Origin of the sequence: Clostridioides sp. ZZV14-6153 (assembly GCF_020657855.1) — a bacterium.
GTDB lineage: Bacteria > Bacillota > Clostridia > Peptostreptococcales > Peptostreptococcaceae > Clostridioides.
Map to the genome: position 1 here is coordinate 1 of NZ_JAGWCZ010000015.1, position 15993 is coordinate 15993.

At 28.3% G+C, this 15993-nt stretch carries 10 protein-coding genes; 4 read left to right on the top strand and 6 right to left on the bottom strand.

Going from position 1 to position 15993, the window contains the following annotated elements; all coding sequences use genetic code 11:
* The first annotated feature begins 431 nt into the window (after positions 1-431).
* The gene (gene adhE / locus KGF46_RS15840; protein WP_227842898.1) at positions 432-3074 is read left to right on the top strand and encodes a bifunctional acetaldehyde-CoA/alcohol dehydrogenase; all 2643 of its coding nucleotides are present in this window, start codon (positions 432-434) and stop codon (positions 3072-3074) included.
* Between the two features lie 358 nt (positions 3075-3432).
* Here the strand turns inward: adhE and KGF46_RS15845 are convergent, their stop codons facing one another.
* Genes KGF46_RS15845 through KGF46_RS15855 form a run of 3 tightly spaced genes read right to left on the bottom strand, consistent with a single transcriptional unit; the run spans position 3433 to position 7064 of the window.
* A complete protein-coding gene (locus KGF46_RS15845) occupies positions 3433-3774 on the bottom strand; it encodes a hypothetical protein (protein ID WP_227829300.1) in 342 nt (113 codons plus the stop codon).
* Positions 3775-3813: 39 nt separating this feature from the next.
* Positions 3814-4476, bottom strand: a complete 663-nt coding sequence (locus tag KGF46_RS15850; protein ID WP_227829301.1) for an ABC transporter ATP-binding protein — start codon at positions 4474-4476, stop codon at positions 3814-3816.
* 11 nt (positions 4477-4487) lie between these two features.
* Positions 4488-7064 (bottom strand): FtsX-like permease family protein, encoded by a 2577-nt coding sequence (locus KGF46_RS15855; RefSeq protein WP_227842899.1) that lies wholly within the window; start codon positions 7062-7064, stop codon positions 4488-4490.
* Positions 7065-7271: 207 nt separating this feature from the next.
* Between KGF46_RS15855 and KGF46_RS15860 the strand changes: the two genes are divergently transcribed.
* Positions 7272-8207 carry a sensor histidine kinase gene (locus KGF46_RS15860; protein WP_227829303.1) on the top strand — a complete coding sequence of 312 codons (936 nt, stop codon included), beginning with the start codon at positions 7272-7274 and terminating at the stop codon, positions 8205-8207.
* A gap of 18 nt (positions 8208-8225) precedes the next feature.
* Positions 8226-8963 (top strand): LytR/AlgR family response regulator transcription factor, encoded by a 738-nt coding sequence (locus tag KGF46_RS15865; protein WP_227829304.1) that lies wholly within the window; start codon positions 8226-8228, stop codon positions 8961-8963.
* Positions 8964-9145: 182 nt separating this feature from the next.
* On the opposite strand, the gene KGF46_RS15870 is transcribed toward KGF46_RS15865, so the two are convergent.
* The 3 genes from KGF46_RS15870 to KGF46_RS15880 form a co-directional block, all read right to left on the bottom strand.
* Positions 9146-14212 (bottom strand): DUF4132 domain-containing protein, encoded by a 5067-nt coding sequence (locus KGF46_RS15870; protein WP_227842900.1) that lies wholly within the window; start codon positions 14210-14212, stop codon positions 9146-9148.
* Between the two features lie 24 nt (positions 14213-14236).
* A complete protein-coding gene (locus KGF46_RS15875) occupies positions 14237-14656 on the bottom strand; it encodes a hypothetical protein (protein ID WP_227829306.1) in 420 nt (139 codons plus the stop codon).
* Between the two features lie 233 nt (positions 14657-14889).
* Positions 14890-15141 (bottom strand): hypothetical protein, encoded by a 252-nt coding sequence (locus KGF46_RS15880; protein ID WP_227829307.1) that lies wholly within the window; start codon positions 15139-15141, stop codon positions 14890-14892.
* An 88-nt stretch (positions 15142-15229) separates the two neighbouring features.
* Between KGF46_RS15880 and KGF46_RS15885 the strand changes: the two genes are divergently transcribed.
* Positions 15230-15976, top strand: coding sequence for a YkgJ family cysteine cluster protein (locus KGF46_RS15885; RefSeq protein ID WP_227829308.1), 747 nt, complete (start codon positions 15230-15232; stop codon positions 15974-15976).
* Positions 15977-15993: the final 17 nt, after the last annotated feature.

Here is a 15993-nt window from a genome sequence, read left to right on the forward strand (position 1 = left end):
ATTATATAGTTATTATTAAAAATAAAAAGTATATATAAACCAAAAATAAGTATTATTTTATGAAAATGAATCCAAATATTATATATTACTTGTACAAATAACATATAAAATTTAATAAGTTAAAAAAATGAAAGATATAAATTATCATTTTAGTGTTTTATTTAGTTAAATTAAATTATTTAAATGAAATACATCTCATTTAAGTAAAAAAATTTAATAATAGTAAAAAAAATAATGTATTTGTTAAAAAATAAATTCACGAAATATTCAGAAAAAAACTTCTTGACCTAGAACAATAAAGGAAATAAAATCTAAAGTGTAGAGATTAAATCTATAAAATTATTTTAAGTATAGGTTAAAAGATATAGATAATGCATTTAAGATTTATAAAAAATATGAGGATGCATAATTATTTTAGGGAGGTTTTTGGTATGGATAAAAAAGAAAAGATTGTAGAGAAGTCAAATGTTGAAGTATGTAGTCCTGAGATTGTCAACAGTGTTGAAACATTAAAAATAAGGCTAGAAGAAATAAGATTAGCACAAAAAGAATTTGCAACATTTACACAAGAACAAGTAGATAAAATTTTCTTAGCAGCCTCAACAGCAGCAAATCAACAGAGAATTCCTCTAGCAAAAATGGCAGTTGAAGAGACTGGTATGGGTATTGTTGAAGATAAAGTTATAAAAAATCATTTTGCTTCAGAATATATATACAATGCTTATAAAAATACTAAAACTTGTGGTGTCATAGAAAAAGATGAGGCATTTGGATTTACGAAAATTGCTGAACCAGTAGGTGTATTATCAGCAGTTATACCAACAACTAACCCTACATCAACTGCTATATTCAAATCACTAATAGCCCTAAAGACTAGAAATGGTATAATTTTTTCACCTCATCCAAGAGCTAAAAACTGTACTATAGAAGCGGCTAGAGTTGTACATGATGCGGCAGTTAAGGCAGGAGCACCAAAAGGTCTTATAGGTTGGGTAGATGTGCCTTCAATTGAATTGACTAATGTTGTTATGGCAGAAGCAGACCTTATATTAGCTACTGGTGGACCTGGAATGGTTAAATCTGCATACTCTTCAGGTAAGCCAGCTGTTGGAGTTGGACCTGGAAATGTACCTGCAATAATAGATGAGAGTGCAGATATAAAAATGGCTGTAAGTTCAATATTAGTATCAAAATCATTTGATAATGGTATGATATGTGCTTCTGAGCAAGCAGTAATAGTACCAGAAAAAATATATGAAGAAGTTAAAAAAGAATTTAAATATCGTGGCGCACATTTCTTAAATAAAGAAGAAACAGAAAAGGTAGGTAAAGTAGTAATAATTGATGGAACTTTAAATGCCAAAATAGTTGGGCAACCAGCTCATGTAATAGCTAAAATGGCAGATGTAGAAGTACCAAAAACAGCTAGGATAATAATTGGCGAAGTTGAATCTGTTGAAGTAGAGGAACCTTTTGCACATGAAAAACTTTCTCCTGTCCTTGCAATGTACAAGTCTAAGAGTTTTGAAGATGCAGTTGCTAAGGCTGAAAAATTAGTTGCTGATGGTGGGTATGGTCATACTTCATCATTGTATGTAGACTCTATAAATCAACCAGAGAGAGTAGAGAAGTTTGTAAATGCTATGAAGACTTGTAGAGTATTAGTTAATACTCCATCATCACAAGGTGGTATAGGTGATTTATATAACTTTAAATTGGCTCCATCTCTTACTCTTGGTTGCGGTTCTTGGGGTGGAAACTCTGTATCAGAAAACGTAGGAGTTAAGCATTTACTTAATATCAAGACAGTAGCTGAAAGGAGAGAGAATATGCTTTGGTTTAGAGCCCCACAAAAAGTTTATTTTAAAAAAGGATGTTTAGGTGTAGCAGCAAGAGAATTTAAAGATGTTATGAACAAAAAGAAAGCTTTTATAGTAACAGACTCTTTCCTTTACAATAATGGATATACTAAGAAACTAACTGATTTATTAGATGAAATGGGAATTAAGCATACTACATTCTTTGATGTTGCTCCAGACCCAACACTAGCTTGTGCAAGAGAAGGGGCTAAGGCTATGGCTGATTTCCAACCAGACTTAATAATATCTGTAGGTGGAGGTAGTGCAATGGATGCCGGCAAGATAATGTGGGTAATGTATGAACATCCAGAAATAGATTTCCAAGATTTAGCAATGAGATTTATGGATATAAGAAAAAGAGTATATGCATTCCCTAAGATGGGTGAAAAAGCATACTTTGCAGCTATTCCGACTTCAGCAGGAACTGGTTCAGAAGTAACTCCATTTGCAGTTATAACTGACCAAGATTCAGGTGTAAAATATCCATTAGCAGATTATGAATTAATGCCAAATATGGCTATAATTGATGCAGATATGATGATGGAAATGCCACCAAGATTAACAGCAGCGTCAGGTGTTGATGCCTTAACACATGCACTAGAAGCATATGTATCTATGTTAAGAACTGAACCAGCTGATGGACTAGCACTTCAAGCAGGTAAAATAATATTTGAGTATTTACCTCGTGCATATAAAAATGGAAAGACTGATAAAGTAGCAAGAGAAAAAATGGCAATGGCATCTACTATGGCTGGTATGGCTTTTGCGAATGCTTTCTTAGGAATTTGCCACTCTATGGCACATAAACTTGGTGCATTCCACCATGTTCAACATGGTGTTGCAAATGCATTATTAATAAATGAAGTAATCAAGTTCAATTGTGCAGAGGCTCCAAATAAAATGGGTGCATTTTCACAATACAGACACCCTGATTGTATACAAAGATATGCTGAATTTGCTTCTTTTGCAGGAATTAAGGGGAATACAGACCAAGAAAAAGTGGATAATCTTATAAAAGCAATAGATGAATTAAAGGCAAGAGTGGGTCTTCCTAAGACTATAAAAGAAGCAGGAGTAGATGAAGCTAAATTCTTAGAGGGATTGGATGCTATGGTTGAACAAGCATTTGATGACCAATGTACAGGTGCTAATCCTAGATATCCATTGATGAGTGAATTAAAAGAGATATATTTGAAAGTTTATTATGGTAAATAATATTCATTTTAGAATATCGATTCTATTAGATTTGTATATAAATTATTCGATTTGCATATAAATAGAATTTTACTAGAACTATATAAATAATTTGTTAATAATAGATTATAACTTAAAACCTAAATAAAAATGATAAAAGGTAAGAAAATTCATATTGATTTTGAATATGTATATTTAATCAATTAACTTTAAAATTAGTCACAAAATTTTTTTATTACATATAATTTTAAAGCAAAATATATAAAAAACTTTATGAAAAAATTATAAAAATATTCAGAAAATTCTATTGACTAATCTATTTATCATGATATAATAGGTATAGAAAACAAAAAAACTGGGGCCTATTAAGGCCCCCTTACTACTTTTTGATAGATTTATTTAAAACTACTTTCTCATTTTGATTTTTTATATTTATTACAGAGTCGCTGTAATCTACCTCGAAGTTAGCAAAGGCAGAAAATAAATCTATATCTCTTAACAAATGAATTGTCATGCAATGATTGTTTTTATTCAACCTTAGAATTAATGCTCTTACAAATGGGAATTGGATTCTAGAATTAAATAAGTTAGAGCCATCAGTATCTATATCTAAGCTACGATAATTAATATCTATAAATATATCTACATCATTATTATCTTCTCTTATTATTCTGTAGTCAAAATCCAAGTCTAAATTTAAATTACCTAAAACTAATAACATTTAAATCCTCTTTTCTATAAGTAGTTTTAGAGTGTTAGTTTAACTAAGCTCTCCATCTATTATAGATATAATTCGGTCTGCTTTTCTAGCAATATTTTCATTATGTGTTATTATGATAAGAGTTTGGTTATATTTTTTTATAGAACTTTTTAGTAAATCCATAACTTCTTCTGTAGTTTTACTATCCAAATTTCCTGTTGGTTCATCTGCTAGGATTATACTTGGTTTTGCAGATAAAGCACGTGCAATAGCAACTCTTTGTTGTTGTCCACCAGATAATTGATTAGGAAGATGATTTTTCCTTTTATTAAGTCCCAATAAAGTTATAAGGTCTTCGATGTATTCTTCATCGACTTTTTTATTGTCTAACTTTAATGGCAATTCTATATTTTCCTTTACATTTAATACAGGAATTAAGTTATACTGTTGAAATACAAATCCGACTTTTTGTCTTCTGTATTTTGCTAGTTTTTTATTTGAAAGACAACATATATCTTTACCATCGACTTTTATAGTACCATTACTTGGTCTCTCAAGACCTCCTACTAAATGTAGAAATGTACTTTTCCCACTTCCACTTGGACCAATTATCGCAACAAATTCACCCTTATTTATTTTTAAATTTGCATCCTTTAGTGCATGTACAGATGTTTCCTTTTTTCCATAAATCTTACCTAAGTTAATAGTTTCCAATATAGGCATAATTACCCCTCCTATTCTGTGATGTTTATAGCTTCAACTATACTAATTTTATTTATCTTCCTTGATGGAATACATGTAGCTAGAATACCTACAATTATATTTGCTAAAACAACTAGTATATATATTTTGTAATCTATTGTAAAATCTAATCCATATGATGCAAAGTCCTGTAGATAATACATTTTAAATTGTATTATAAGTCCTGACACGATGGTAATTATACTTGAGAGTACTCCATATAATATTCCCTCATAGAGTATCATATTTTTAAATTCTCTCTCAGAGATACCAATAGCCCTTAACATTCCAAATTCGCTAGTTCTTGAAGTTAAGTTATAACTTATGTTATTTATTATGTTAAGCACACTAATTATGAACATTATTGCTACTATGCCATAATTATAAATCATGGATCTAGATGTCATTTTATCAGAGTTTTCTTTTTCTACCATCATATCTATTGTTGTAGTTCCAGAGACTTCACTTCCAATTTTACCTAAAAGTTTATTTATTTTTTTACTGTTTGCATTTTCATTAAGGTCTGCATAAACTAAGTTGTACTTATCTACACCAGTTAATTTTTTTAGATATTCGCTACTCGTTATTACATCTACACCATCATCTCCAGAGTACGTACTACTATCTGCAAAAGGATAATTTACAATAGCTCCAACTTTAAATTCATATTCTAGGTATTCATAATTATCTTTTTGACTTTCATAAAGGTCCATATCTATTCTACCATTTGGATATTTGACTTTTATAGTATCGCCTACTTTTATATCTACAACTGGTGTTCCTTTACCATGGGTAAAAGTCTTCTGGTATTTTTTCGTTTTAGAAATTTCTGGTACGTATACTATAGCTAAGTTTTCTTTTTTCATTTTTTTCAAGTTTATATTTCCACTTACTAAGTATTTTTCTAATGACTTTATCATCTCATCATTATAACCTCTTAGCTTTTGCTTTAGTGTATATTTTCCAGTAGTATTATTTTTTGTAAATAGAGGATATTCCTTATAATAAGGAGTTGAATTTATAGCTTCGTAGTAATCTAATCTATTTATTTTATCTACCTCTATTCTCGTGTTTAAGATACTAGCAGTTTTGACTTTGTCAATTCCATCTATATTTTTTATTTTATCTATCTGATTATCATTAAAACCCTTTATATCCTTGAAAGAAGTATTGTTACCAGTTTCATTAGAAAAAGTATTTGATAGAATAAAATCTGCATTCATATATGTTTGTTCTTGAGAGCTTTTGTTTTGGACATCTAAAAAAGAAGATTTATAATTGTCTTTTATGACGATTATACCTCCTATACTCATAGATAATATAATTATAATGAAGCCCTTTTTATTTCTAAAGATATTTTTTGCAGATATAGATTTTGTTACTGATATATTTAAAGTTAATTTTGATATTAAAGAATTAACTTTGGTTACATTTTTATTAGTTCCAAAAGTTTTTCTGATAGCATCAATAGGAGAAATTCTTCTTATTTTTAAGTATGTAAAGAAACTTATAATTAGTATTATTAGTATTGTAGATGCAATTGATAAGAGGATTATTTTATCTGGAATAACAAAAGGTGTAACCTTTATATTTCCTTCAAATTGAATATTTCCTGCAGACCTATTAAATATTTGTGCACCCCCCATACCTGTACATATACCTATAGGCATTGCTATCAAAGCAAGTATGAAAAGTTCATAAAACATAAGTTTAAAAATCCTAAAATTAGTGGATCCAATAGCTCTTAAGACACCATATTCCTGTATTCTTTGGTATATTGATATAACATAGATACTATATATTACAATACCAGAAAATAGGCTCATAGCAATTGCAGTATATTTACTTGAGTCATCTAAAGTACCATTTTTCATGGTAGACTCTATAAGCATTGAGTTTCTTCTCACACTTTCCTTATCCAATATAGCATTTTTTGCTATATTGTCTATGTTTGTATTTATATTACTGTCTTCATTAAATTCAATATAAGTTGTAAAATTATCCAATTTTGATTCATTGAGATTCAAAAAAATTTCACACATCCCCTTTTGTTTCTCTATAAATCTATCTTCAAGTATTCCAACAACTTTAAAAGTTTCTGGATTTTCTTTTTGATATAATTTAAAAGTAAGGTCTTGATTTGTCTCTGGTTTTAAACCCATACTATTTAAAATCCATTTCTCGACTACCACCTCATTGCTAGCTTTTGGAAATCGACCTTTTATAAGTTTAGAATGACTAGTCAAGTAATTTTTATTTGCATGTAGTATGTTTATAGGTAATTTTTCATTAACATCTGTAGACGCATAGTAAGATGTTATACCCAGATTTTTAATATCTTTGCTAGATTTTATGGATTTTAATTGATTTCTCTTTACATTTTTAAAGTATACATGGTCAGCTCCAGTTTCTCTTTTCATTCTATCTACATCTGCTTGCTGAGCACTTCTTGAGAGGGTACCAATACCAACAATAAGTGATGTAGCAAGAATTATACTCAGAGCAATTGCTAAAGATCTAGCTTTATAACTTTTTATGTATCTTACTACTATTTTCAGATTATCTTTCATATTTACCACTTCCTTTCTTAACTAAATCAATTATATATTTATTTAAAATATATAGCAAAGTAAGTATTTTCAAGTTTTAAGTAGTTAATTGTATAAATTTATATGTATTTTTACAAGTTTAATTAAGCTATATGTAAATTTTGACTTTTTACATATTTTTTTTAAAATGATATAATTCTCATATAAATTGCAGAGGGGAGGGGAATTATGGAGAACAATTTTATATTTCCTGTAGTAATATTAGCTTTGTTTATATTTAGTAACCTTATAATGAATAAGTACAGGTTTTACAAAGAATTAGACATATTAAAAAGAGGACTATTAACATTTTTTATATCGTGTTTTGTATGGATTTTATTCATGGGGGGTATTCAACATATACAATTAAGTTTAGGATATAATTCTTTACTTGAAGGAGTATTAAATATTATACTTTTTTTAATTTTAATTATTTTAAGTTGTTATATAGGCTTTAAATTTATAAGATTGATAAATAATAACAATGAACAAGAATCTAAACTACAAAAACTAGATAGTAAAATAAATCATAAGGATAATATAATCGTCAAATTAAGAAGTCAAAAACATGACTATTTGAAACATTTGCAAGTAGTGTATTCTCTATTAAATACTGGGTTAGATGAAGATGCCAAAGAATATATAATGAATATATCAAATAGTTTTAAATCAAAAAATTCAAGGTATGGAAAAGTATCTTATTTAGATGCTATAGCTTCATTAAAATATGAGGAATGTCTTGAAAAGGATATATCTTTTGATGTCTACATTCAAGATTTTATGGATAATTTAGAGATTGAACCTAATGATATGAGTTCAGTACTATTAAATATAATAGACAATGCAATAGAGTCTTTGTCTGGTATAAAAAAGGAAAAGAAATATATAAGATTACATGCATATGAAGATGAATTTCAGTATATTATAGCTATAAAAAATAATGGTCCTAAAATACATAATGTTGAAAGTATATTTTGGGATGGTTTTAGTACTAAAGAAGGGCAAGATAGGGGTTATGGGTTACATCTAGTTAAAAACATATTAGACAAGTATGATTATAGTATACTTGTAAATAGTGATGATTTTTTTACTGAATTTGTAATCTTAATCCCAAAATATTATTAGTTAGGAGGAGAAAAGTCTGTGATAAAAGTTTTGATTTGCGACGATGATAAAATTGTAAGAGATGATATAGCAAATATAGTTAAAGAGTCTGGATATGTAGATTATGTTAAAAAAGTTAAGGATGGTATAGAGGCAATTGAATTTATAAAAAATGAGAAAATAGACTTATTGATTATTGACATTGATATGCCATATAAAAATGGGATTGATTCTGCTAAAGAAATTCTTTCTATAGATAAGGATATACATATAGTATTTGTAACAGGTTTTGCTGATTATAGTCTAGAAAGCTTTAAAGTGCATCCTATAGATTTTATAGTTAAGCCATTTAAAAAAGAAAAAATACTTGATTCTATTAATATAGCAATAGACCATATCAACTCTCATAAAATTGCTAAGAATAATTTTATAGAAGACACTCTTTTTGTATATAAAATAAGGAAACAGGTACATATGATTAATTTTGATGATATAGTTATGTTTGAGAAAAATTCTAGAGCTATTAATCTATATACTAAAGATGAAGATATAATAAAGTTTTATGAGAACTTTGATGACTTAAAAAAACGCCTACCTCCTAATTTCTTTATGACTCATAGACAATACATAGTAAATTTAAGGTTTATACATAAGGTTATACCTATAAATAAATCTTCATTAGAGATAAGGTTTATAAATTTTCAAGAAAGTGCCATATTAAACAAATCTCTAGAAAAAGATTTTCTATATAGATTTTATAGGGTTAAAAGATTTTAGTAAAGGAAGAAGGAAAATTTCTTTTAGTGTGATACAGCAAGTACTATGAAGGTGATATATAAGAAAGATTTATATAAATTATTTATAATTATGAACTAATTTATATAAGTTATAGTGTAAAATATATTGGACTTTCTTTAAAAAATTAGAAAGTCCAATATATTTTAGAGACAGTTTTATATTTATAAATTACTTAAGATACTAGGGTCTTTAATTTTATTATCTTCAGCAAGCAATAATATCTTAGACATAATCTCAGCAGTCTTAGGGTCTTCGTCAGCAAATGGAAGGAATATCTTACCTCTACTTTGAGAATGTACAGGAAGTATATTTAAAGCACCCATTCCTTTTTTATGTACAATACCAGAACCCATGTGTACAGAATAATCGCCTAAATTACCTGTTATAAGAGCATGAGAGCCTTCAAAATTGACATTTTTAATCTTTAATAATAATAGTAGCTCTTTAGCAATAGCTATACGCATCTCTACAGTAGAGTGGCTTGTCTCAGGGTCAACACCACCAGCATGAGCAACACTTACAACAAGGTCTATATCACGCATAACTTCAGAGAAAAGAATTGGAGGTATAGAAGCTAGTTCTAAGCTTTTATAAGTCTTTCTATTAAAGAATTCTACTGTTTCAATAGTTGGAGGTTCAATGTCTGCTGGTGAAAACCAATCTGCAAGTGCAAACATCTTTGCTACTATATTTTCTTTGTAGAATACTTTTTGTAAACCTTCCTCATAGTCAACAGTCCAAAGTTGATTTCTAAGAAGTGCTACCGTTTTCTTTGGCTGGATTTGATGACCAGCATATCTACGAGATATAGTTTTTTCAGACAATTCGTCAGCATTTATTCTATAATATTCACGGAACACTTGCTTAAATGGTTGAACAATTTGCTTATCAAATAAGTCATGTTGGAATTCACTCCACTTACCAGATTCAAATAGATGAACTGGATGTGCAAGTTTTAATTTATTTTTTGCAGTTAATCTATAAGATTCACCAGTTGTATCACAAATAAAGAACTTAGACTTATCATTATATATATATCCAATAGTATCATCACATACCCAAACTAGATTTTTAACTAAAGGACAAATAACTGGGTTTTTATAAATATTGGAGATTTCCTTAACTGTAAATACTGTTTCATTTTTCATAGCTTGCTCTAAACTTTGTTTTGCGCGAGAATACTGACTTTTTAAATCTTTTTGTACTGATTTAAGTTCAAGTACATATGGATGTTTTGCAAGTGCTTTTGGCACACTTTTTAAAGCCTTATCGCCTTTTTGGACTTTTATAGATGTTTTTCCTTTTTCATCAACATCTATCCAAAGTGAAGTTCCATCAATATCTTTTGGTTTAAACAGATGAGCAACTTCATTTAGCTTTTCCGTTTCAAGAGCCCACATCATACGATTGATATCTTCAAAACCAGCACTTCTAGCTAAGTTTTCCATTGCTATTGCACAAGCTTTTGATTCACTTTCACGACGTTGTGCACCAAATTGTTTGCTTTCTTTAGCAAACTTTTGAATAAATTCATAACGGAAAGTTGCTTCTTTAAGGTCACCTTTTTTCATAGGAAGTAAAGAGAAACTTCTCAATTTATCTTGATTTCTATTTGTTTCAATTTCTTTCATCAGCATGTCTTTATCAAGCTTTCCAAGTGTAGCATCAGCATAAAGCTGTGCACGTCTGTGAGAGTTTCCGCCACTAGTTATGTATTTAGCTGATTTGTAAAGGATATTGAATCTTTCTTCTCCAATAGTTTTATATGAATCCAAAAACCAATCTACATCAAATGCTCCATCCATGAAACTCTGTGGTGATATAGGAGAGAATAGAGCAACCTCTGATTCTTTTTGAGCAGAGAATCCTTCATTTATATGTGCATGGAAATACCAAATTGTACTCTTTAAACCTTTCCAGTTTAAATATTTTTCAATTATGTTTACCCATTGAGGAGCATACATAGCAGCTTCTATTAATCTTAATTCAGTAATATCAGTAGTTTTAAGTAAATTTTTTAATTCCTTAGAATTATCTTCTTTAGTAGGATAACAATTTTTAAGTAGAGAACTCAAAACATCTTTTTTTGAATAATTACTGCCATATGAATATCCTCTCTGGAAAGTTTCTTTACCAAGAGCAACTAAGATATTTACAAAATAATTCATACCTTCAAAATGTTGTATATTATCAGCTAGATGAGAAACTTCTGTTGGCATATCACCTCTACGTGATTCAATTTCTATAATCCTATTTGTAACAGTTTTTATATTGTTTTCAAGCCATGGATGTTTTTCTAATGTATCACCACTCCATCTAGGATTTGTTAAAATTCGTACTATATTTGTTGCATTGTATCCAGTTACAATTTCTCGATTGATTTGTTCCTCAGTCATTAATCCCAATTCATATGCACGAGCAAATATATCTATATTAGTATAAAATGGGAATTTATATTCTAGAAGTTGATAATTTGCAAATGTAGTGTAGAAGAACTTAGTAAATGAAATATCATCATGAATAAATGAATGTGCCTTTCCAAGCCAATAGTTCAAAATTGGGGCATCTAAAGCAGGGCAGTATTCATTTTGTCTATAGTAGTTTTTAGTAAACTCAACTCTTTGCTTTTTACACTGTTCAGTAGTTAATAGGTTTCTTAGTTTGTAATATGTATCCAAACAGTATTCAAACATTTCTTTCTGGTCAAATTCATTTAGTAATACTGAAAGTATTCTTCTTGTAAGAACATCAAATTTTAATTTCTCTAATTTTGAATATAATTTCTTTTGTTTTTTTTCATCAAGGACATTTGAATATATAGATGAAAACCAACTTTTCTCTATCTCATGATAAGCACATGGGCGTATACTATAAAATAAAATCTCAAGGATTGTTTTATAATCTAAATTAAGTTTCTTGCTAGTTTCTCTCCAAAGCTCAGCTAATGGATAATTATCAATAGTATCCTTATTATTTCCAGTTATACGTTTAATAGGAGTTAGATTATATGTAGAGTAACCTAAAAGTATTTTATCCATATTACCTGACCATCTCTCAACTTCATACTCATAATCTGCATTTTCAATGATAAGTTCATCAAATTTTTCATATACTTTTAATATTTTATTTATATCTACATCGAGAATCTTCTTAGCTTCTTTTTTAGTTGATATAGAAACAGAATCCTCATTAGAAGATAAGCTTAAATTAGAAATAATCTTATTAAGTTTTGATGGACTAGAGGAATCGCATTTAAAATCAAATTGTTCAGGAATTTGAACCTTATTTTCAGGATTGTATATGCCAAATCCATTTTCTTTACAATAATCATTTTTTGCTTTACCTAATAAATTATCAATTAATATCTGAACTTGAGATGTATTCTTTTTAGACTTATCAACACTTTCCACTAATAAAATAAGTTTATTATATAGCTCTTGTCTATCAGTATTGTCTTTTAATAAGTTTACAATTTCAAGTCCTCCAAGACATTTTTGCGAATTTGAAGATTTTATTAGAGAAGAAGCAATATTTTCTAGCTTTAAATCATCTTGTTCAAGTAAAATCTTTATTACTGTTTGTCTGATGGAACTTGTTTTTAAAGTAAGCAAGTTGTTTATTCTGTCTAACTCTACATCTGATAAGTCAAGTTCTTTAAGTAAAGTTAATACAATTTCTCTATTGGAAACACTCTTATCGCTCAAACATTCTAATAAGAAACTACGTTGTTTATCTGTTTTTGGCTCATTTATAAAATTAGCTATAAGTGAAGCTCTTAAATCTGAACTCATAAGATGACAGTTGTCCATTAGAACATCCATAAATTGAGTATTCATATCATATGCTGTTAATGTCATCATGCATCTAAGTATATTGTGAGAAGAAATTTCAACCCAAGACCATGGAAATACACTGCCAGAAAATTCCTTAGTTTTTGAATTTAAAAGTTCTAAGGTATGTTTTAGATTTTCAAATTGTTCCTTTCTAGCTTCAAAGTTTTTATCAATAGGAGAATCTGATAAGTCAAAATCAACTTTTCTGTTTTGCCAATTATAATAGTAGCCAACAGAACTTTCTACATAGAAGTTTCTAACTACCCATGCAAGTATCTCTAAATCGTCACCTTTAATATTTTTAGATGCAACAGAGTGTTTAAAATATGTACTTTCTGTGTTTGATAAGAAGTAAAGTGCCACAAGCTTTTTGTACTTTTCATCATGTGAAAGTAATTTTTCAATAAGAGAGTAGGAATCGTAGATATTGTAAGTTGCAGTTGCCCATAAAGCAAAATAAATTTCAAGGTTATCATTACTATTAATTGACTCTATACGAAACTCTTCATCAGTCAATGATTTATATGAAAGTTCTAAACACTTACGAATTATTCCAGGTTTTTGGTCTGAAAAACCAAGTCCTGTCCATGTATCCAAAGCTCTTATAACAGAACTAAATCTTTCTAAATTGTTATCTAAGATAGTTTTTAACATATAGACAGATGCAGGAATTGTACCTTCATCTAGACTTTCTACAATTTGTTGTCTAAGGCCTTCTTGTTGTTTAGCAGCCAAAAGAAGTTTAGAAAGCATTTCATAGCACTTTTCACTATGACTTTTCATAATACCAATTATCATTTGTCTAGTAAGTAGGGCGGTTTGATTTTCTCCAAAAATTACTTCTTCTAAAGCGTTGATTACATCATTATTTCCTTTATCTATTTCTAGTGCGATTTTATCACTCATTATATAGTCATATTGAAGAACTTTATCTGGAAGTGTAAGATAATCTAAGACAGAAAAATCATAATATATCAAACTAACATAATGTGAAATAAGCCTAATTATACTTCTAAAATAATCTTTAAGTCTATTTGAGCGATATCCTTTACGATAGTATCCTCCTGAATATGGATAATTCAATTTTCTTTTAATTAATTGGCAAAGTTCTTCCACTTGTTCAGGAGAAAACATTAATTCTAAGGCATTTTTTAAAGGACCAGAAAGTAAAGTGTCTACACTTTCAATTTCGTAGTAATAACAATTATAGTATTTTTTTATCATATCTAAGAATTTATTTTCATCTTTTACATCATAATAGTATGATTCATCTTTTACACAATCCCAAAGAGATTTAGCTAAGTCGTAATATGGTTTTGAAGAAGATTTAGTAAAATTGTTTTTAAAATCTTCAATTATTTTAGTATTTTTTTCTACTCTAGTACGTTCTGACATTTATGTACCTCCAATTTATTTATTTTAAAACATTCTTCCAGCAAGTAGAGTGAGTCTTATAAAAGTGAATATATCACCATCTTTTAAATTTATAGGAGAATTGAGTTCTTCAATAACATCTTCGTTTATAAGAACTTTATAGATTCCATCTTCAAATGCTTGTAGTGCAACTTCTATGGCTTTTTCTACAGATTGTTTGTTCTCATTGTAGATAGAGCCGAATCCAACTTTTCCAATGGTAGCTTGAGACTCAATCTCTTCACTAGTTAAAAAGCTTATTATTGATTTTTCTGGGGTCTTTTCATTATATTCAAGAACATTTTTAGATACAATTTCAGAGATAGCCTCTTTTAGGCAATTGATGTTGTCAGATAAATCAAAGGGGGTAAGTTCTAGCATAGGTCTACGTTTGCCAACAGCTTTAACTCTAAAATAAATTTGCATAAAATCACCTCGCAAAATATTAAGTATTAAGAAACTTAAAAAATTTATCTATTTGTTATATTATATCATTTTGTGAAATATTAGTGTGGGTTATGGAATTATTTTACAAAAAATAGAAAAAAAGCTATCTTAAAGTCTAAAAAAGAGATAAAAGATAACTTTTGATTGTGAAAATATATAATAATAACTACATGTAGTTATTATTATATATTTTAGATGATTGGTTTTAATAACTATCTTTTTTTATTTATAAATTTTATTCCTAAGTATTTTTTGATATCCTCTTCAGGAGAAAAATCGTCAATAAGTATTTCTTTGCCAGTATCTTCAAATACTACTAGAACTTCACAGTCACCCTGTAAGAAAAATTTTTTAACCGTGTCTTCTTTAACTTCTCTAACTTTTACTACATTCTTTTTTTCTTTTTCAAAGTCTTTTGTATAGTAACTTCCCATCATATTAATGATTTTTGTATATCTATTCATAAAATGCCTCCTCATGCGATTAAATTTAAAAAATATGTTATAATAATTGTTTGTATTAACTTAATAATTATAACAAGGAGTAATAATAATGACTAGTATAAAAAATAAAGATATTTTAAATTGTATAGATTATTCCACTAAAAATAAGCTCTTTAATGAACTAAATGATGTATATGAATCCTTACCAACTGGAAATTGTTCTGGTTGTGGTAATTGTTGTATGGAATCAGTAGGTATAAATTTAATTGAGTTTTTGAATATATTTTGTTATCTTGAAGATAGAGCGGATTTAAGAAGAAGATGTATAAGTAAAATAGTAGACTATTATTTTGAAGAGTATTCCAAAAAAAATTCATGTCCATTCAAAGACGATGATAATAGGTGTTTAATATATGAAGTTAGACCACTAAATTGCAGATTATTTGGACATTGGAAAAAAGCAGACTATAACAAAAATCTAGATAATGTCACTAAGAAAAATAATGACTATAAAGAGTTGATGAAGAGACAATTTGGATTTGAAATAAATGATGAAGTGGTAAATTATAGAATAGATTATTGTGAAAGCTTTATTCCAGGCAAAGGTTATTTGAGCAAATCTGAGAGATTAAGCTTTTTTGATAAACTTATGATACTAGATTCAAAACTTTATTCTAATGGCATTATAGATATAGATTTTAAGGATAGAGGTATAGTTGAATATTTTATAGAATCGCTATTTTACAGAGATTTAGCATATAATGTAAAAATAAGGATATCTAAAGAACCTAAAATAAAAAAAAGAACTATTAATAGAATAAAAAGGCTTATTCTACTAGAGTCTTATATTAAATAAATAATAACTTGTAGTAT

Excerpts from the sequence above, each read along its gene's own strand:
- adhE (WP_227842898.1), top strand. The coding sequence starts at position 432 with ATGGATAAAAAAGAAAAGATTGTAGAGAAGTCAAATGTTGAAGTATGT.
- KGF46_RS15845 (WP_227829300.1), bottom strand. The coding sequence starts at position 3,774 with ATGTTATTAGTTTTAGGTAATTTAAATTTAGACTTGGATTTTGACTAC.
- KGF46_RS15850 (WP_227829301.1), bottom strand. The coding sequence starts at position 4,476 with ATGCCTATATTGGAAACTATTAACTTAGGTAAGATTTATGGAAAAAAG.
- KGF46_RS15855 (WP_227842899.1), bottom strand. The coding sequence starts at position 7,064 with ATGAAAGATAATCTGAAAATAGTAGTAAGATACATAAAAAGTTATAAA.
- KGF46_RS15860 (WP_227829303.1), top strand. The coding sequence starts at position 7,272 with ATGGAGAACAATTTTATATTTCCTGTAGTAATATTAGCTTTGTTTATA.
- KGF46_RS15870 (WP_227842900.1), bottom strand. The coding sequence starts at position 14,212 with ATGTCAGAACGTACTAGAGTAGAAAAAAATACTAAAATAATTGAAGAT.
- KGF46_RS15875 (WP_227829306.1), bottom strand. The coding sequence starts at position 14,656 with ATGCAAATTTATTTTAGAGTTAAAGCTGTTGGCAAACGTAGACCTATG.
- KGF46_RS15880 (WP_227829307.1), bottom strand. The coding sequence starts at position 15,141 with ATGAATAGATATACAAAAATCATTAATATGATGGGAAGTTACTATACA.
- KGF46_RS15885 (WP_227829308.1), top strand. The coding sequence starts at position 15,230 with ATGACTAGTATAAAAAATAAAGATATTTTAAATTGTATAGATTATTCC.